This window comes from Streptacidiphilus rugosus AM-16 (genome assembly GCF_000744655.1).
In the GTDB taxonomy this organism is placed as follows: Bacteria; Actinomycetota; Actinomycetes; order Streptomycetales; family Streptomycetaceae; genus Streptacidiphilus; species Streptacidiphilus rugosus.
In genome coordinates, this window is sequence record NZ_JQMJ01000004.1 from 467,886 (window position 1) to 485,616 (window position 17,731).

Below are 17,731 nucleotides of genomic sequence, written 5' to 3' on the forward strand. Positions count from 1 at the left end.
GCCCGTTCACCGCGCCGCCGCGGTCTTCTCGGCCAGCCCGCGCGGGGTCGGCGCGTCCAGCAGGTCGCCGAACTCCAGCTCCACGCCGTGGCCGCGGGCGATCGCGCTGAGCACCCTGGTGCCGAGCAGCGAGTCGCCGCCGAGGGCGAAGAAGTCGGCGTCGGCCGTCACGTCGGAGCGCTCCAGGACCCGGCGGAAGATCGCCACCAGGTCGTCGACGAGCGCCGCGGACGCACCGCTCGGCGCCGTCTCCCCCGGTCTTCCTCCGGTGGTGCCGCCGTCGGGGAGGGTGGTGTCCACGCTCATCAGAGGTCTCCTTTGACCTGGTCGGGTGGTGCGTAACGCCGGTGTGAGGCCGCCCGGTCGACCTTGCCGCTCGGGGTCAGGACGAGCCGGGGGACGACGGTGACGCGGCTGGGCAGCAGTTGCTCGGGCACCCGGCCGCGCAGGAAGGACCGGACCTCGGTGTCCAGTCCGGTGGTTCTGGCCCGCGCGGCCGGTACCACGTAGGCCAGCAGCGTGGTCCGGCCCGCGACGAGCGCCCCGGCCACCGCCACCGCGCCCACCTCGGGGTGGGTCGCGATCTGGGCCTCGATCTCGGCCGGGTCGACGCGGACTCCGCGCACCTTCAGCTCGCCGTCCAGCCGGCCGCGGTGGGTCAGCAGGCCGTCCGCGCCGCGCTCGACCCGGTCGCCGGTGCGGAAGCAGAACTCGCCGTCCACCTCGGTGAACCGGGCCGCGGTGGCCTCGGGCAGCCCGAGGTAGCCGGTGGCCAGTCCGGGGCCCCCGACGAGCAGTTCGCCCTCGGCGCCGATCCGCTGCCGCACGTGCGGCAGGGGTCGGCCGATGGGCGCCGGGACGGCGGCGTCCCAGGCCGCGCCGGGCCGCGCGGCCAGCGGACCGCACAGGTCCACCGCATGGGTGACCAGCGTGGTCTCGGTGCAGCCGTAGGTGTTGAGCAGGCGGATCCCCGCGGTGTCCAGCCGGGACCAGTCGGCCAGCCGCGCCGGGGCGGCCGCCTCGCCGCCGATCACCAGCAGCCGCAGGCTGTCCGGCAGCTTCTCCCCGCTCTCCACCAGATGCAGCACCAGCTCGTGCCAGAACGCCGTAGGTAGGTCGAGTACGGTGATTCGTGTACGCCGGATCATCCGGAGGAAGCGTGGGAACGAGCCCGCGTGCGCGTCGGGATCGAAGACCACGGCCGCTCCCGCGGTGAGCGCGGGCAGGATCTCCTCGAAGCAGGTGTCCCAGTTGAGCGACGCGAACTGGAGGACGCGGTCCTCGGGCGTCAGCCCGAACAGGTCGCGCAGCGACCCGACCGACGCGGAGATTGCCCGACGCGGTGTCACCACCGGTTTCGGCCGCCCCGTGGATCCCGAGGTGAAGAGCAGGTAGGCGGGCGTCTCCGAATCCGCCGCAGCCGCTCGGTCATCGGCGGCCGACTGCCTATCCTGCGGCCCGGCAACCGCGTCCGACTCGATTTCCCGGTATTCCAGACCGAGTTCCGCGGCCAGGTCCGCGCCGCCGCCCAGCAGCAGCCGGCATCCCGCCGTCCGGACCATCGCCTCCCTGCGGGACCGGGGGTGCGCCGGGTCGACCGGACAGTAGCCGCCGCCGGCCGCGAGCACCCCCAGCAGGGCGATCACGGTCTGCGGCCGATGTTCCGCCGCCACCGCGACGATGCCCGGCGCTGATCCCAGGCATTCCGTCAGATGACGGGCCTTGACCGCGAGTTGACCATAGTCGAGAACGCCGTCCGGGGATGCGAGTGCGGGTCGGTCCGGCTGACGACGAGATAATTCCATGAACGCGTCAAGAAGGTCGGCGGTCTGCGCATCGACGCCTTTGTGATTTGACATGTCCGCCCCAAGTAGTGCCCTGCGTGCCCCCCTTTGTCACGCTCGGCGATTCGGGACTCTACCTTCGAACATGTGTGGGGACAATGGGTGTTGACGTGGGTTTATCAAGATTCTGTGGGGGAAGGGTGAACGCCGCCCTGAGAGCGGCACCCCGGCCAGGGGTGCTCCCAATTCCCGGAATTCTCGGGGACCGCCGAACAAATCCGGGCCGAAGTGCCGGAGAATGCCGCCATGACTGAACTGATCGCAGGCGCCCACACCCCCGTCCCCGCCGGGGAACTGACCCTGCTGCTCCGCTGGGCGGGCGGCTCGGTACTGGACGCGTCGGCCGTGCTGGTGGCCGCGAACGGGAGGGTGCGCTCCGACGACGATCTGGTCTTCTACAACCAGCCGCAGGCCGAGGCCGGTGCGGTGCGGCACCTGGGCGGCACGCCGGGCCGCCAGACGCTGGCTGTCGATCCGGCACGGCTGCCCGCCGACGTGGAGCGGGTGGTCGTCGCCGCGACCGTGGACGGCGGCGTCTTCGCCGACGTGCGCGACCTGGCGCTGGAACTGCACGACGCGGCCGGCTCGGTGGCCGCGTCCTTCCCCGTCCGGACCGCGGGGCCGGAGACGCTGCTGCTGCTCGCCGAGGTCTACCGGCGCCAGGGCGGCTGGCGGCTGCGCGCGCTCGGCCAGGGCTACGACACCGGCCTGGCCGGGCTCGCCGCCGACTTCGGCGTGACCGTGGACGACGAGCCGCCGGCGCCCCCGCGGTCCGCCCCGGCGGGCGACCCGATCTCGCTGCGCAAGGAGATCGTCAGGGTCAGTCTGGAGAAGCGCGGCGCGGCCGGGGTCCGGGCCAGGGTCGCCCTGGTGCTGGACCGTTCGGGCTCCATGCGGCCGCTCTACCACGCGGGCGTGGTGGGCCGGCTGGTCGAGCGGATCGCCCCGGTCGCCGCCGTCGTCGACGACGACAGCTCGCTGGACGCCTGGATCTTCGCGGACGAGTGCGCCCGGCTGCCCTCGCTGCGGGTGCCGCAGGAGCTGGAGCCCTGGATCGCCGCCAACGTCTACATCCGCCAGGGAAACCGGCAGCTGCCACCGCTCCCCGACGGCAGCCTGCGGGTCCCCGACCACCTGGTGCACGTCTTCGGCGGCAACAACGAGCCCGAGGTCATCAGGGACATCCTCGACTTCTACGCCGCCGAGCCCGGCGACCCGGTACTGGTCCTGTTCTTCTCCGACGGCGGCATCAACCGCAGCCGTCAGATCCAGGCGCTGCTGACCAAGGCCGCGGCCGAGCCGGTGTTCTGGCAGTTCGTCGGGCTGGGCCGGTCCGACTACGGCATCCTGGAGCGCTTCGACACCATGCCCGGCCGTCTGGTCGACAACGCGGGCTTCTTCCAGGTCGACGACATCGACCGGATCACCGACGCGGAGCTCTACGACCGGCTGCTGAGCGAGTTCCCGCAGTGGCTCACCGACGCCCGCCGCGCCGGAGTCATCCGCTGACGCCGGGCGCCGACGCTCGCGCGGCCGGGGGCGGGCTCACGGCGGCCCGTCTCCGCGCCGCCGTTCGTCCGCCAGCAGCCGCCTGGCGTCGCCCAGGCGCTCCAGGCCGGCGACGGCCCGCGCGGTGCGCGGGTTGCCCGCCATCAGGGCGCGGTGGTCGGCGACGAACGCCCAGTAGCCGGTGGTCATCGGGCAGGCCTCCGGTCCGGTCCGCCGCTGCGGGTCGTAGCGGCAGGAGCCGCAGAAGTCGCTCATCCGGTGGATGTACGAGCCGCCGGCCAGGTAGGGCTTGGTGGTCATGCGCCCGCCGTCGGCGTGCTGGGACATGCCCACGACGTTGGGAACCATGACCCAGTCGTAGCCGTCGACGAAGGCGCGGTGGAACCAGTCGGTGACCGCACGGGGGTCCCAGCCGTGCTGCAGCGCCCAGTTGCCCAGCAGCATCAGGCGGGGGATGTGGTGCGTCCATCCCGTGTCGCGGACCTGGGCCAGAGCGCCGCGCAGACAGGCGGCCCCGACGGCGTCGGCGTCAAGATCGGCGAACCACGCCGGGACGGCCCCGCGGTGGTCCAGCGCGTTCGCGTGGCGGTAGTCCTCGCCGAAGTGCCAGTACAGCTGCCACACGTACTCGCGCCACCCGGCGATCTGCCGGACGAAGCCCTCGACGCTGTTGAGCGGGGCCGCGCCGGAGCGGTACGCGTCCTCGGCGCCGCGCACGCACTCCAGCGGGTCGAGCAGGCCGAGGTTGAGCGGCGCCGACAGCAGGCTGTGGGCCATCCACGGGTCCTGGGAGAGCATCGCGTCCTCCCAGCGGCCGAAGTCGGGCAGGCGCCGGGCGAGGAAGTGGGCAAGCGCCTGACGCGCCTCGGTTCCAGTGGCCGCGAAACGGCGTGGGCCGTCGCGGCCCAGGAACCGGACCTCGCCCCGGCGTTCCCACCGGTCCAGGTCGGCCCGCACCTCCTGGTCGATCTCGTCCTCCTCGGGCTGCCAGGGCGGCTCCACCGGGAGCCGGCCGGCACCGCGCGGCGGCCGTTCCCTGTTCTCCACGTCCAGGTTCCACCGGCCGCCGGCCGGCTGTCCCGCGTCCATCAGCAGTTCGTGCCGTTCCCGCACCGAACGGTAGAAGTCCTCCAGCAGCAGGCGCCGCGGGCCGCGGCTCCCTGCCCAGCGCCGGAACGCGGCGAAGTCGGTCAGGAATCCGCGCGGCGGCAGCACCTCCACCTGCGGCAGCCGGTCCACGAGAGCGAGCGCCGCCCTGGAGGTGGGGTGGTGCACGGTGACCGCCGCGTCGCCGACGGCCAGGCGGAGCCCTTCCCGGTAGGTGTCCGCCCGGACGTACCGCGCCCGGTCCCCCAGCTCGGCCGCCCGGTGTCGAAGGGCGGACAGGACCAGGTGCGCCTTGGCGCGGTGGAAGACGCGCCGACGCAGCACGGCCAGGGACTCGACGAGCACCACCGGCGCGTCGGCGTCGGGTCCAGGGTCCTCCGGCGTCAGGAAGTGGGGACCCAGCTGGTCCGCGAACAGCCAGTGCGGGCGGGTCGCGGTCACACGTGCCTCCTTGCCCGGCTCTGCGCCGGCCCGTGGTTTCCTCTCCGACCGTGGCGGGGCGTGTCGCCCAGAGGCGAGTCGCATCGCCGTCTCATCGACTCGCGTGCCGATGCCCGCACTTCGATGCGTCAACGCGGCGGGTCGTGACGGGACGGACGCGGCGGGAGGGTCGGAGGTGCAGGGGTGGACGGCGGTGACGGTTCTCAAGTGGCGGGTGATCTCCGATGGCGCGTGCGGTGCGAGTGGACGCCGTCGTGGTGGGCGCGGGCCTGGCCGGGCTCGCCTGCGCGAACGACCTGTGCGACGCCGGGCTTGAGGTGATGCTGCTGGAGTCCTCCTACCGCGTCGGCGGGCGCATGGTCTCCGACCCGCAGGACGGCTTCCTGCTCGACCGGGGATTCCAGGTCTTCAACACCGCCTACCCGCAGGTGCGGCGTCGGGTCGACCTGCGGGCGCTGCGCCTGCGGGCCTTCGACCCCGGATTCGTCCTGGCCCGCGCCGACGGCAGCGTCCTGGTGGGCGATCCGACCCGGCAGCGCGGCGTCCTGCCCGGACTGCTGCGGCTCGGCTCCGCACGCGACCTCGCCGCGCTGGCGGCGTTCAGCGCCAGGGACATGCTCGCCCCCGTCGGCCTGCTCAAAGGCGGAAGGGAGGTGACCGCCCGTCAGGCACTGACCAGGGCCGGTCTGAGCGACGGCTTCAGCGACGAGGTACTGGCGCCCTTCCTGCGCGGCGTGTTCCTGGACCGTGAGCTGACGGTCTCCGGCCGGTTCTTCCACCTCGTGTGGCGCAGCATGCTCCGCGGCACGCTCTGTCTGCCGGAACGCGGCGTGGGCCAGGTCCCGCGCCAACTGGCCGACCGTCTGCCCGCGGGGGTGCTGCGGCTCCGCAGCCCGGTCGAGCGCCTCGGCGACGACGGCGTCCTGCTCGCGCGCGGCCGCGAGGTGCACGCGCCCGCGGTGGTCGTGGCCACCGGCCCGACCGCCGCCGGATCGCTGCTGCCGCACCTGCCCCCGGTGCCGGTCCGCCCGGTGACGACGCTCTATCACGCCGCCCCCGCGCCGCCCTGGACCGCGAAGCAGCTCCTGGTGGACGGCGAGGGGCCGCTGCTGCACAGCTGCGTCGTCAGCAACGTCCAGCCGGCCTACGCCCCCGTCGGCACAGCGCTGATCTCCACCTCGCTCCTGGGCACGGCCTCCCCGGAGCAGATCGGGCTCGCCGAGCGGCGCCTGGCCGCGCTCTACCGGACCTCCTTGCGGAGCTGGGAGCGGATCGCCGTGCACCACGTCCCGGAGGCGCTGCCCGCACTCCCCGCCTCGGCTCCGCTCAGCAACACCACCCGGCTCGCTCCCGGCCGCTACGTCTGCGGCGACCACCGGGCCACCGCCTCGGTGCAGGGCGCGCTGGCCTCCGGCTCCCGGGCGGCCCGCGCGGTGCTCAGGGACCTCGGAGCGGTCCGGCGCCTGAACAGGGAGCCCGCCTCTGATATACCTAGAGAAACAGGTAGCTCGTTTATCTAGGTAGGTGCCACGCGCCGTGTCCCCCTCACCCCTGCTCCAACGCCGTCTGCGCTGGCTGCTCCCCGCGGTTCTGGTGGTCGTCTGGCTGGCGATCGGGGGCGCCCTCGGCCCCTTCGCCGGCAAGCTCGGCCAGGTCGCCACCAACGACAACGCGGCCTTCCTGCCGCAGAGCGCCGAGTCGACCAAGGTCCTCGCCCTCCAACGCCGCACGGACACCGAGGAGTCGGTACCGCTGGTGCTGGTATGGAGCTCCGCTCCCGGCGCGCTGCCGTCCGGCGCGGCCCAGGCGGCCGACCAGCGGCTCACGGCCGTGGCCCGGGTCCCGGGACTGGTCGGCCCGCCGAGCCCGGTCGTACGCTCCGAGGACGGTCAGGCCCTGCAGTCCGTCGTCCCGCTCCGCGCCGACCTGGGAGACCGGCTCCACGGGACCGTCGACGCGGTCCGCTCGACGGCCGGCATCGCGGGCGCCTCGGTGTTCCTCGCCGGACCGGCGGCGAGCCAGGCCGATCTCGTCGACGCCTTCGCGGGGATCGACGGTCTGCTGCTCGGCGTCGCGCTGGCCGTCGTGCTGCTGATCCTGCTCGCGGTCTACCGCAGCCTGCTGCTTCCCTTCCTGGTCATCATCAGCGCGGTGTTCGCCCTCGGGCTGGCCTCAGGCGTCGTCTACGCGCTCGCCCGCCACGGCGTGGTGCGGATCGACGGCCAGGTGCAGGGCATCCTCTCGATCCTGGTGATCGGTGCGGCCACCGACTACGCGCTTCTGATCAGCGCCCGCTTCAAGGAGGAACTGACCCGGCAGCAGGACCGCTTCGCCGCGATGCGCACCGCGTGGCGGCGTTCGGTCGAACCGATCGGAGCGAGCGCGGCGACCGTCGCCCTGGGCCTGCTCGCGCTGCTGCTCAGCGATCTGACCAACAACCAGGCGCTCGGCCCGGTCGGCGCGATCGGCGTCGCCTGTGCCGCGCTCGGCGCCCTCACCTTCCTGCCCGCGGTCCTGGTCCTGACGGGCCGTGCCGCGTACTGGCCCGCACGCCCACACCGCGGGGACAGCACGAGCTCCAGCGTCTGGACCCGGACCGCGGAACTGATCGGCCGACGAGCGCGCCGGGTCTGGGCGCTCTCGCTGGCCGGCCTGGTCGCGGCGGCCTGCGCACTCCCGCTGTTCTCGGCCCACGGCCTGCCGCTGGACGAGACCTTCATCCACACCGAACCCTCCGTCACCGCCCAGCGTGTCGTGAACGACCACTTCCCCGCAGGACAGGGCAACCCCGTCGTGGTCCTCACCGACCCCGCCCGGGCGGAGCAGGTCCTGGCCGCGGTGCGCGGCACCCACGGAGTGGCCTCCGCCGACCTCGCGCCGACCGGACGGGGAGGCCGCCCGGGCAGCGTGGCCGCGGTGCTCGCCGACCCGGCCGACAGCCAGGCGGCCGAGCGGACCGTCCGAGCCCTGCGGTCCGCGGTCCACCGGGTGCCGGGCGCGAACGCCCTGGTCGGCGGCTACACCGCACAGCAGTCGGACATCCAGGACACCGCGGCGAACGACCGCCTGGTCATCATCCCGGTGGTGCTGGCGATCATCACCTTCATCCTGGTCCTGCTGCTGCGCTCACTGGTCGCGCCCCTGCTGCTGATCGCGACGGTGGTCCTCAACTACGCGGCGACGCTCGGTATCAGCGCGCTGGTCCTCCCAGCGGTGTTCGACCTGCACGGCGCGGACGCCTCGGTTCCGCTGTACGGGTTCGTGTTCCTCGTGGCGCTCGGCGTGGACTACAACATCTTCCTGATGACCAGGGTGCGGGAGGAGTCCCGACGGCTGGGGACCCGCGCCGGTGTGCTGCGGGGGCTGGTCACCACCGGGGGCGTCATCACCTCGGCCGGCGTGGTGCTGGCGGCCACCTTCTCGGCGCTCGGCGTGATCCCGCTGGCGTTCCTGCTGCAGATCGCGTTCATCGTGGCCTTCGGCGTGCTGCTGGACACGGTCGTCGTCCGCTCCCTGCTGGTGCCGGCCCTGGTCCACGATCTGGGCGACCGGGTCTGGTGGCCGAGCAGGCTGAGTCGGCCAGGTTCGCCGGGTCGGCCCGCGGACGACGTGGCCGGTCCGCGCGAGGCTCCCGCCCGGGGACAATAGACCCGGCCCGTCCCGGCGGACGAGGCTCCGCCGACCTCGGTCGGCGGCGAGGGATCCGAGAGGCGGTGCGGTGAGGTGTCCGAGGCCGAGTACGGCGCGAGCCGGGGTGGCGGTGCGTCCGAGGGAGGGGAGCCGGAGCTCGGCGGACCGGTCGCCTGGGCGGTCCGGCAACTGCTGCTGGCCAACCGTGACGCCGAGCTGGCGCTGGCCAGACACCTCGGCCTGGGCCAGAACGACGTGACCGCGATGGAGCACCTGCTCGGCTCCCCCGAGGGGCTCGGGCCGATGGACCTCGCCCACCTTCTCGGCATCCGCTCGGCCTCGGCCACCGTCCTGGTCGACCGCCTCGCGGAAGCGGGACACGTCACCCGCGCGCCCCACCGCAGCGACCGCCGCCGGACCGTGGTGCTCCCCACCGAGCACGCCCGCCAGGAGATCGTCGCCGCCCTCCGCCCGCTGATCGCCGGAGTCGACGCGGCGGCCGCCGACCTGAGCGAGGCCGACCGCGCCACGGTCGTCCGCTTCCTCGGCGCCGCCGCTGCCCGGATCCGCACGGCGGCCGAGGAGCTCGACCGCACCGAAGGGGCCGGATGACCCGTGATCCTCCCCAAGGAGCGAGACCCCCGCTTCATCACCCTCCGCCGCGGCGGAACGCTCACGGACTCCGACCACTACCTGCTGGCCCTGTGGGCGGCGGCGTGCGCGGAGCACGTGCTGCCGCTCTTCGAGTCGGCGCAGCCGGAGGACCCCCGGCCCCGCGACGCGATCGAGCAGATCCGGGCGTGGACGCGCGGCGAGATCAGGATGTCCGACTCCCGCGCGGCGGGCGGTCACGCCATGGCGGCGGCCCGGGTGTTGACCGGAGCGCCGCGTCATGCGGCCTTCGCCGCCGGGCAGGCGGCGGTGGTGGCGCACGTGGCCGCCCACGAGCTGGGCGCCGCGGCCTACGCGATCAAGGCGGTGCGCGCAGCCGTCCCCGCGGGCGAAGCCGAGCACGCCGGACGCCTCGAATGCCGCTGGCAGCGCGACCGGCTCCCGCAGGAGATCCGCGCACTCGTTCTGGACGACCAGCGCCTGCGCAACGCGATCTGCTGGTCGGTCTTCGACTGCTGACACGCCGCCTCTCACCCCGTTCCGACGGGCCAGGCGACGTCCGCCGGCGCACCGTCGAACAGGGCGGGGACCGCTTGGGCGTACCGGGGGTCGGTGTTGCCGCCGTCGAGGGCGAGCAGGCAGAGCAGCCGCAGTCGCTGCCCACCGAGAGCGGCGGCCCGGGCCTTGTGGTGGCCGTCGAGCAGGAAGTGGGTCAGCGCCCAGTGCTGGGCGTCCAGCTTCGGGGGTTTGGTCCACACGGCGGGTGCTGCCGTGTCCAGCACGCCGACCGCGACCGCGGTGGGGGTCCCTCCGTCGAGCAGGGCGCGCGCGTAGCGGTCGACGGTGTCCGGATCGTCGTGGGAGGCCGCCTGCATCGGCACGACGAACTCGAACAGCACACCGCCGTCGGGCACCGGCAAGGGGGTGCCGGGGTCCAGCCGGTAGTAGGCGGTGGCCGGGTCGACGGGCAGGTCGTGCGGGGCTTGTTCGGCATCCCAGGTGTCCAGTTGCTCGCGAAGGAAGTAGTCCCGTTCACCTCCGGGCAGCACGAGTTCCGGGGTGGTCTCCAGCAGCAACGGCAGATAGCGCCCAGGAGCCAGCAGGCCGACGAAGGCCCGCACCACGTCGTCGTCGAGCCGGTCGAGGCCGGTGGCCAGCCGGTCCCGCAGGAGTGCCGGGTCGCGGTAGTGGTCGGCGCCGTCCAGGCGGCGGAAGAGCAGGGCGCACGTGCCGCACCAGAAGGACTGCTCGAACGCGGGCCGTCCGTGCACGGTCAGGTGTGGCCCGCTCCATCCGGCGTCGGGTGTCTTCGGCGCCGCGCAGAGCTCCACCACCGGCTCGGTCGCGGTCGACCGGACCGGGGCCCCCACCTGCAGAATCACTGTCACCGTGGCAGGATAACCATGCTCGGGCGGCGGGCGCGTCGAGCGGTAAGTGGCCACATTACTCCTGCGGCGCGAGGGAATTGCAGACTTCTTCAATTCGTCAGTTGCGGATCCGGCGGCGGTCCTAGCGTCCTGCGTCATGGTGAACATCGACATTGCAATGAAGGACGCCATGACCGTCAACGGGGCCCTCGGGGTCGCCCTGGTGGATCTGGCGAGCGGGATGAGCCTGGGCGTGCTCGGCGGGACCGACGACCTGGACCTGGCGGTGGCCGCCGCCGGGCACACGGAACTGGTGCGGGCGAAGCTGCGGACGATGGAGATGCTGGGTCTGGAAGGAGCGATCGAGGACGTCCTGATCACGCTGACCAAGCAGTACCACCTGATCCGTCCGCTCACCTCGCACACCGGCGGCGGGCTGTTCCTGGTCCTGGTGCTGGACCGGGCCAGGTCCAACCTGGCCATGGCCCGGCACCGGCTGAAGCAGATCGAGGCCGACCTGGACCTCTGAGCCGGGAGGCGTCGAAGGACGTGGGCGCCGCCTTGCCGTCCGGCACGGGAGGCGGCGCCCACGCGAAACCCGGGCGCGGCTCGGGCCGGCGCGCGAGAATGGGGCGATGTGCCAGGCCGGGACAGGCTGTCCTGGCGAGAGGGACGGGAGTTGAGAGCGTGGTGCCGGTTCCGCTGTACCAGGCCAAGGCGGAGTTCTTCCGGATGCTCGGGCACCCCGTCCGCATCCGGGTGCTCGAACTGCTGCAGGACGGGCCGAAGCCCGTACGCGACCTGCTGGCCGACATCGACGTCGAACGCTCCAACCTGTCGCAGCAGCTCGCGGTGCTCCGACGCTCCGGCATCGTCACCGCGGTGCGCGAGGCCGACACCGTCGTGTACTCCCTCGCGGGCGGCGACGTCGCGGAGTTGCTGCGCGCCGCCCGCCGGATCCTGACCGAACTGATCGCCGGCCAGCAGGACCTGCTGGCAGAACTGCGCGAGGGCGAGTCGGCGGGCGCGAGCGTGCCGTGAGCCGAGCATCCAGGGGTAGGCGGGGCGTGGCCGACTGACGAATCGTCAGCCACGCCCCGCGGCTTCGGCGCACCCGGCCGCCACTCCCCCGGGCTGCGCCGGATTTCTTCGTATGTGTCGTGCCTCGTGAAACCGCCGTGTTTCCGGAACCTCTCAGTTCGCTCAGACCCTGGCGACATGCTCTTGAACGGCACGCGACAGATCACCTAACGTCTCGGATCGCAAGGACCCCCCTCAACGTGGTGACACCAACGAGCCGCCTGGCCAGCGGCGTTGCACAGCCCTCCCGTTCTCCCCCGCTTTCGAGAAGGGCACCACCGTGCTTCGTTCCGCACTTGTCGCCGGCTGCGCCACCGCGCTGGCCGCCGCAGGTCTGGCGCTGTCCGCCCCCGCCGGAGCCTCCGAGCTCGCCCCCCACCACATGAACGCCCACAAGGCCGCCGCCGCGGCGAGCAGCAGCGGCAACATGGCCTACGGCGGCGGCAACGTCGTCACCAACCCCAACATCTACATCGTCTACTGGGGCAACCAGTGGGGCACCTCCTCGCTGACCAACGACCCGTCCGGCGAGGCGCCGCTCCAGCTGAGCTTCTTCCAGCACGCCTACGGCAGCGGTGACACCTGGTCCAACTCCCAGACCCAGTACTGCCAGGGAGTGGCCGTCGGCACCACCCAGTGCAACGGTGCGGGCACCGCGGTCGGCCACCCGTCGGCCAACCCGGTCAAGGGCACCTGGCTGGACAGCTCGGCCAAGACCCCGAGCCGACCGAGCACGTCCGCCATCGCCGCCGAGGCCGTCAAGGCCGCCGCCCACTTCGGCATCTCCGGCGACAACGTCCAGGTCATCGTGGACCTTCCGACGGGTGTCGCGCCCTCCGGCTTCAAGACGCAGTGGTGCGCCTGGCACGACCACACCACCACCGGGTCCGGCGCCGACCTGCCCTACACCAACATGCCCTACCTGACCGACGCGGGCGCCAGCTGCGGCGCCAACTTCGTCGCCACCGGCTCCTCCGGTGTCAACGGCGCGACCGAGGGCGTCACCATCGTCGGCGGCCACGAGTACGCCGAGACGATCACCGACCCGGCGCCGAGCAGCGGCTGGGTGGACGGGTCCGGGGCGGAGACCGGCGACAAGTGCGCCTGGATCTCCAGCGGTCAGGGCGCGTCCTCGATCGTCAGCCTGAACGGCGCCAACTTCGCCGTGCAGTCGCTGTGGAGCAACAACTTCAACGGCAACGCCGGCGGGTGTGTGGTCTCCTACACCAGCGCCACCAACCAGCACTGACGCTCCACGCTCCGGAGGCCGAGCCCGTCACCCTCCCCGGGCCGGGCTCGGTCTCCGTGCCTTCACGTGATCCCGAGGAATGCCATGAAGAACGCGCTGGTCACCGTCGTGCTGCTGGCCACGCTCAGCGGCTGCGCCGGTTCGGCGGCGAAGACCCCGGCGGCCGCGCCCACGCCGCAGCCGTCCTGCTCGAAGCTGCCGGACCCCGTACTGCCGCACTCCGCAGGGACTCTGACGGAGCAGCAGGCCGGCGTCTACTGCCTGCCCATGGGCGATCGGGTCGACGTCTTCCTCACGGCGGCCCGAGGCGGCCGCTGGCAGCCCGTCCATGCCTCCGACGGAGGCACGGTCGTCACCCCCACCAACACCGGCGTGATGACCGCACCGCTCGGCGTCACCCCGGCGATGTTCGTCGGCACTGCCGTCGGCGTCACCAGGATCTCCAGTTCGACGACGTCGGGGAAGAGCTGGACGGTCACGCTCGTGGTCAGGCGGCACTAGGGCCTCTCCTGTGGATCAGGGCGGAGTGCATGGCCGCCGCTCGGCTCAGGGGGCGGTCGTGGGGTCCCAGCCCGTGACGAGGTTCTCGTCGAGCGCGTCGAGGGCGGTCATCTCGGCGTCGGTCAGGGTGAAGCCGAAGACGTCCGCGTTCGCGGCGATACGCTCGGAGCGCGTCGATTTGGGCAGGACGACCAGCCCGTGCTGGAGCGCCCACCGGATCAGCACCTGGGCGGTGGACCGCCCGTGGGCGTCCGCGACGGCGACCAGCGGCGGGTCGGCGAGCTTTCGGCCCTTGGTCAGCGGGCTGTAGGCCTCGACCTGGATTCCGTTCCCGCGGCACAGGTCGACCGTGCCGGCACGGGAGGCCCAGTTGTACGGGCTGAGCTCGATCTGGTTGACCGCCGGTGGCTGCTCGGCGTGCTCCAGGAGCTCCTCGAGGTGCCGGCTCATGTAGTTGCTGACGCCGATCGCACGGACCTTTCCGGTCCCCAGCAGGTGTTCCATCGCGCGCCAGGTCTCCAGACGCGGCCCGGCGACCGGCCAGTGGACCAGGTACAGGTCGACGTGGTCCACCTGGAGCAGGCGGCGGCTGCGTTCGAACGCGTCCAGGGTCTGCCGGTAGCCGTGGTCGGCGTTCCACAGCTTGGTGGTCACGAAGACCTCGTCCCGGGCCACCTTCGTGTCGCGCAGCGCCTGGCCGACGTCGGCCTCGTTGCCGTAGACGGCCGCGGTGTCGATGTGCCGGTACCCGGCGTCGAGTGCGGCGGTGACGGCCTGCCGGGTCTCCCGGCCGGCCGGGGCACGGAAGACGCCGAGGCCGAGCACCGGGATGTCGACGCCCCCGCGCAACGGCACGGTGGAGGCGGGGCCCGAGAGGGCGGAACTGGTCATGATCGGACTCTCTCGCTCGCGACGGACAAGGCAGAACGGAGCAGGACGGGACATGCGAGTCGTGCGGAACACTGCCAGGATCGCACCACCCGCTCGCCGGCAGCCGCCGGCGAGGAGTTCGCCGCCGCTCGGGCGCCGCATCGGACGGGCGTTCGCCGCGATCCGGGGCGGCGGCAGAACAGGGTTGCCGCCGCCTCGGACCCGCGGTTGCCGTCCCCTCCGTCCCCGTGCCGTGGCTCGCGGCTGTCATCGGACCGGCGGCAGCCGGGCCCCGGCACGTGCGTGGAGCGGCAGCGTGCCGACCGGACGGTGAGCGCCGACCGGCGGCACGGGGTGCCGGGTTTCCTCGAGGATCGCCGGCGGACCCACGCGCCCACGCTACCGGTTCTTGCAGCAAGACTTTGCACAGGTGTCCCGCGACGGGCTAGCCTCGGCGCGGTCCTGCCGGATGTCCTACGTCCGTCGGCCGACGGGACGGTGAAGGATCTGGGCGAGAGGGCGTACGGGCATGTCGGGGATCCGGTGGGGTGCGGTGCTGCCGCAGGGCTGGCGGCTTGATCTCGGCCATCTGATCGATCCGGTCGAGCAGTTCGCGGCGATGATCGCCGTCGGTCGCGAAGCCGAGGAGCTCGGCTTCGACTCGGTGTGGCTGTACGACCACCTGCAGCCGGTCCAGGCCGAGGAGGAGGCGGTGTTCGAGTGCTGGACCAGCCTCGCCGCACTGGCCAGGGAGACCCGGCGGGTGCGGCTCGGACAACTGGTGTCCTGCAACCTCTACCGCAACCCCGCGTTGCTGGCGAAGATGGCGGCGACGCTGGACGCGGCCAGCGGCGGCCGGGCGCTGCTCGGCCTCGGGGCCGGCTGGGACCGCCGCGAGTACGAGGCCTACGGCTACCCCGCGCCCTACCCCGCCACCGGCGAGCGGCTGCACCGTCTGGGCGAGGCCGCGCAGGTGGTCACCGCGATGCTGCGGACACCGCGCAGCACCGTCGAGGGTCTGCACCACCGGGTCCGTGACGCCGTGAACGTCCCGACCGGGGTGCAACGGCCGCACATCCCGCTGCTGATCGGCGGCAGCGGCGAGAAGGTCACCCTACGTCTGGTCGCGCAGTACGCGGACGCCTGCAACCTGACCGACCACACCGACCCGGGGTTCTACCGTCACAAGCTCGACGTGCTGGCCCGCCACTGCACCGACGTGGGCCGCGACTACGACGACATCCTGCGCACCGCCGCACTCTCCGTGTTCGTCGCTCCCGACGAGGCCGGACTCGACCGGATGACGGCTCCCCACCTGAACGGCCGGACCCGCGCCGAGCTCGCCGAGCACAATGCCGTCGGCACGCCCGCGCAGCTCGTGGAGATGTTCGGCACGCTCGTCGACGCCGGGATCCAGTACTTCGTCCTCTACTTCCACGAGGCCGCCCGGCTGGAGTCGATGCGGTTGTTCGCCACCGAGGTCATGCCGCGGCTGATCTGAGTCCGGCGGGCGGCCCCCGTCACGACAGCACGCGACGGCGGAAGTTCCGCAGGCCGAGCGCGAGGAAGAGGGCGCAGAAGCCGACGAGCACCGGGTAGACGACGAAGAGCGGCATGTGCGCGGCGTCGGTCAACGCGGCGCGCATCCCCTCGGCGATGTAGATCAAGGGATTGACCAGGACCAGCACCTGCAGCCAGTGGATGCCGGCGGCGCTCACCGCGCCCAGGCGTGTCCACTGGTAGTAGGTGCCGCCGAGGAAGACCAGTGGCAGCACCACGAAGCCGAACATCAGTCCGATGTTGCGCGGCTCGAACGTGGTGCCGAGTACCAGGCCCAGTGAGGTCATCGCCACACAGGCCAGCGGGATGAGCGTGACGGCGATCCACCAGTGGACGGTCAGGTGCGCGTGCACACCGGGCGCGTGCACCACGGCCGCGATCGGGAACACGATCAGCGCCGAGATGAGGGCCTGCACCGCCCCCGACATCACCCGTGCGACGGCCACCAGCCAGATGGGGCAGGGCGCCTGGACCCGGTCCTCGATCTCCCTGGTGTAGCCGAACTCCTGCGAGAGCTGGATCGCCACCGACTGGATCCCCTGGAACATGATCGAGATGGCGACGACGCCCGGCACCAGGACGGTGGCGAAGGCCGACTCGCCCACCGGACCGCCACCCCCGCCCACGCCTTGGCCGATCGTCGGGAAGACGTAGAGGAAGACGAAGACCAGCAGCAACGGCTGCATCAGGGTGCGGGCGACGAACTCGCCGAAGTGTTTGCCGAGGACGGTGAGATCCCGCCGGATCAGCGCCCGCAACGCGGCACGGCTCGCCGCCGCCGAAGTGCGCGGCGGCGGCAGTCCCACGAGCGAGGCGTCACCCGCTGCCGCGAAGCCGTCCGTGCTCATCAGTCCCGCAGCTCCTTCCCGGTGAGGCGGATGAAGACGGTCTCCAGGCTGGTCTCCGCCGAGGACAGGTCGGCCACGTGGAAGCCACCCGACTCGGCTGCCTCGAGCACCCGGGGCAGCAGCCGGTCCCCGGCCTTGACCTGGAGCTCGACCCGCCCGTCCACGACCCTGGTCCGGACCACGCCCGGCACCCGCAGCGACAGCAGCTCGGCCAGCTCCCGGCTGTCGCCGTCCCCGTCGGCGGGAGCGGCACCGGCGCCGGCGCCGGCGAGCTGGACCGTCACCTGTGTGTCCGCCTCGACACCGCGCTTGAGTGCCGACGGGGTGTCCAGGGCCAGGATCCGGCCGTGGTCGATGATGGCCACCCGGTCGCAGAGACGGTCGGCCTCCTCCATGTTGTGCGTGGTGAGCATGATCGTCTGCCGTCGGGCGACGAGTTCGTGCAGCACCTCCCAGAGCGCGAGCCTGCTCTGCGGATCCAGTCCCGCGGTGGGCTCGTCGAGGAAGAGCACCGCGGGGCGGTGCATGATCGCCCGGGCCACCATCAGCCGCTGGGCCAGGCCTCCCGACAGCACATGGACGGAGTCGTCGGCGTGGCCGGCCAGGTGGAAGCGTTCGAGCATCTCGTCCGCCGCCGCCCGTGCCTGACGGCTCCGCGCACCGAACAGCAGGGCGTGGAAGTAGAGGTTCTCCCGGACGGTCAGCGCCCGGTCCAGCGTGTTCTGCTGGGTGACCACCGCGATGAGCTGTTTCACCAGGGTCGGACGGGCCACCACGTCGATCCCGGCCACCCACGCCCGGCCGGACGTGGGGACGACCCGGGTGGTCAGCATCCCCACGGTGGTGGTCTTGCCCGCGCCGTTGGGCCCCAGCAGCCCGAAGAGCTCCCCGCGGGCGACGTCCAGATCGAGTCCGTGGACGGCGGGTGCCGACGCCCGGGGATAGACCTTGGTGAGCCCCGCGGCCCGGATGACCGTCTCCTGCTCGCCCAAGCCCGCCTCGCGCATGTCGGTCCGCTGCTGCGTCGCCCTCTCGATCACGGCGACCAGCGGGGCTCCGACGAGCGGCCCCTCGACGACGAGCACCCGAGCCCTGGTTCCAGCGTGGCCCTGC

The 17,731-nt window shown here is 72.5% G+C and carries 17 protein-coding genes; 10 read left to right on the forward strand and 7 right to left on the reverse strand.

The features are described 5' to 3' along the window. Positions 1–6 precede the first annotated feature (6 nt). Together BS83_RS10975 and BS83_RS10980 are read right to left on the reverse strand one after the other, a co-directional pair. Entirely contained in the window at positions 7–306 is a 300-nt protein-coding gene (locus tag BS83_RS10975) for an acyl carrier protein (protein WP_084713349.1), read from the reverse strand. Further along, positions 306–1,859: an amino acid adenylation domain-containing protein gene (locus tag BS83_RS10980; protein WP_037603598.1), complete on the reverse strand. Its 1,554-nt coding sequence runs from the start codon at positions 1,857–1,859 to the stop codon at positions 306–308. Before BS83_RS10980 ends, BS83_RS10975 begins: the two co-directional genes overlap by 1 nt. 231 nt (positions 1,860–2,090) lie before the next feature. On the opposite strand from BS83_RS10980, the gene BS83_RS10985 reads away from it, so the two are divergent. After that, positions 2,091–3,353 carry a vWA domain-containing protein gene (locus BS83_RS10985; protein WP_037603599.1) on the forward strand — a complete coding sequence of 421 codons (1,263 nt, stop codon included), beginning with the start codon at positions 2,091–2,093 and terminating at the stop codon, positions 3,351–3,353. 36 nt (positions 3,354–3,389) lie between these two features. Here BS83_RS10985 and BS83_RS10990 read toward each other — a convergent pair whose 3' ends face one another. Continuing rightward, the gene (locus BS83_RS10990; protein ID WP_084713351.1) at positions 3,390–4,985 is read right to left on the reverse strand and encodes a cryptochrome/photolyase family protein; all 1,596 of its coding nucleotides are present in this window, start codon (positions 4,983–4,985) and stop codon (positions 3,390–3,392) included. Between the two features lie 140 nt (positions 4,986–5,125). On the opposite strand from BS83_RS10990, the gene BS83_RS10995 reads away from it, so the two are divergent. The 4 genes from BS83_RS10995 (at position 5,126) to BS83_RS11010 (ending at position 9,662) form a co-directional block, all read left to right on the forward strand. Further along, a complete protein-coding gene (locus BS83_RS10995; protein WP_051942924.1) occupies positions 5,126–6,421 on the forward strand; it encodes an NAD(P)/FAD-dependent oxidoreductase in 1,296 nt (431 codons plus the stop codon). 16 nt (positions 6,422–6,437) lie between these two features. After that, positions 6,438–8,549, forward strand: a complete 2,112-nt coding sequence (locus tag BS83_RS11000; protein ID WP_037603601.1) for an MMPL family transporter — start codon at positions 6,438–6,440, stop codon at positions 8,547–8,549. Between the two features lie 75 nt (positions 8,550–8,624). Next, the gene (locus tag BS83_RS41660) at positions 8,625–9,143 is read left to right on the forward strand and encodes a MarR family winged helix-turn-helix transcriptional regulator (RefSeq protein WP_051942925.1); all 519 of its coding nucleotides are present in this window, start codon (positions 8,625–8,627) and stop codon (positions 9,141–9,143) included. 3 nt (positions 9,144–9,146) lie between these two features. Then, positions 9,147–9,662 (forward strand): putative immunity protein, encoded by a 516-nt coding sequence (locus tag BS83_RS11010; RefSeq protein WP_037603602.1) that lies wholly within the window; start codon positions 9,147–9,149, stop codon positions 9,660–9,662. An 11-nt stretch (positions 9,663–9,673) separates the two neighbouring features. Here BS83_RS11010 and BS83_RS11015 read toward each other — a convergent pair whose 3' ends face one another. Beyond that, positions 9,674–10,531 carry a hypothetical protein gene (locus tag BS83_RS11015; protein WP_157597115.1) on the reverse strand — a complete coding sequence of 286 codons (858 nt, stop codon included), beginning with the start codon at positions 10,529–10,531 and terminating at the stop codon, positions 9,674–9,676. Between the two features lie 136 nt (positions 10,532–10,667). Here BS83_RS11015 and BS83_RS11020 point away from each other — a divergent pair, with 136 nt between their 5' ends. From BS83_RS11020 to BS83_RS11035, 4 genes are all read left to right on the forward strand, one after another. Beyond that, a complete protein-coding gene (locus BS83_RS11020) occupies positions 10,668–11,039 on the forward strand; it encodes a hypothetical protein (RefSeq protein WP_037603603.1) in 372 nt (123 codons plus the stop codon). Between the two features lie 161 nt (positions 11,040–11,200). Continuing rightward, positions 11,201–11,551: an ArsR/SmtB family transcription factor gene (locus BS83_RS11025; protein ID WP_037608657.1), complete on the forward strand. Its 351-nt coding sequence runs from the start codon at positions 11,201–11,203 to the stop codon at positions 11,549–11,551. A 319-nt stretch (positions 11,552–11,870) separates the two neighbouring features. After that, positions 11,871–12,839 carry a hypothetical protein gene (locus BS83_RS11030; RefSeq protein ID WP_051942927.1) on the forward strand — a complete coding sequence of 323 codons (969 nt, stop codon included), beginning with the start codon at positions 11,871–11,873 and terminating at the stop codon, positions 12,837–12,839. Positions 12,840–12,923: 84 nt separating this feature from the next. After that, the gene (locus BS83_RS11035) at positions 12,924–13,340 is read left to right on the forward strand and encodes a hypothetical protein (RefSeq protein ID WP_037603604.1); all 417 of its coding nucleotides are present in this window, start codon (positions 12,924–12,926) and stop codon (positions 13,338–13,340) included. A 45-nt stretch (positions 13,341–13,385) separates the two neighbouring features. On the opposite strand, the gene BS83_RS11040 is transcribed toward BS83_RS11035, so the two are convergent. Beyond that, complete coding sequence (locus tag BS83_RS11040; protein WP_037603605.1) at positions 13,386–14,231, reverse strand: aldo/keto reductase; 846 nt, start codon at positions 14,229–14,231, stop codon at positions 13,386–13,388. Between the two features lie 508 nt (positions 14,232–14,739). Here BS83_RS11040 and BS83_RS11045 point away from each other — a divergent pair. Continuing rightward, the gene (locus tag BS83_RS11045) at positions 14,740–15,711 is read left to right on the forward strand and encodes a TIGR03560 family F420-dependent LLM class oxidoreductase (RefSeq protein ID WP_037603606.1); all 972 of its coding nucleotides are present in this window, start codon (positions 14,740–14,742) and stop codon (positions 15,709–15,711) included. Between the two features lie 19 nt (positions 15,712–15,730). Here BS83_RS11045 and BS83_RS11050 read toward each other — a convergent pair whose 3' ends face one another. Together BS83_RS11050 and BS83_RS11055 are read right to left on the reverse strand one after the other, a co-directional pair. Then, positions 15,731–16,618, reverse strand: coding sequence for an ABC transporter permease (locus BS83_RS11050; protein ID WP_051942928.1), 888 nt, complete (start codon positions 16,616–16,618; stop codon positions 15,731–15,733). Continuing rightward, a complete protein-coding gene (locus BS83_RS11055; RefSeq protein WP_232248221.1) occupies positions 16,618–17,703 on the reverse strand; it encodes an ABC transporter ATP-binding protein in 1,086 nt (361 codons plus the stop codon). The genes BS83_RS11050 and BS83_RS11055 overlap by 1 nt, the downstream gene beginning before the upstream one ends. Positions 17,704–17,731: the final 28 nt, after the last annotated feature.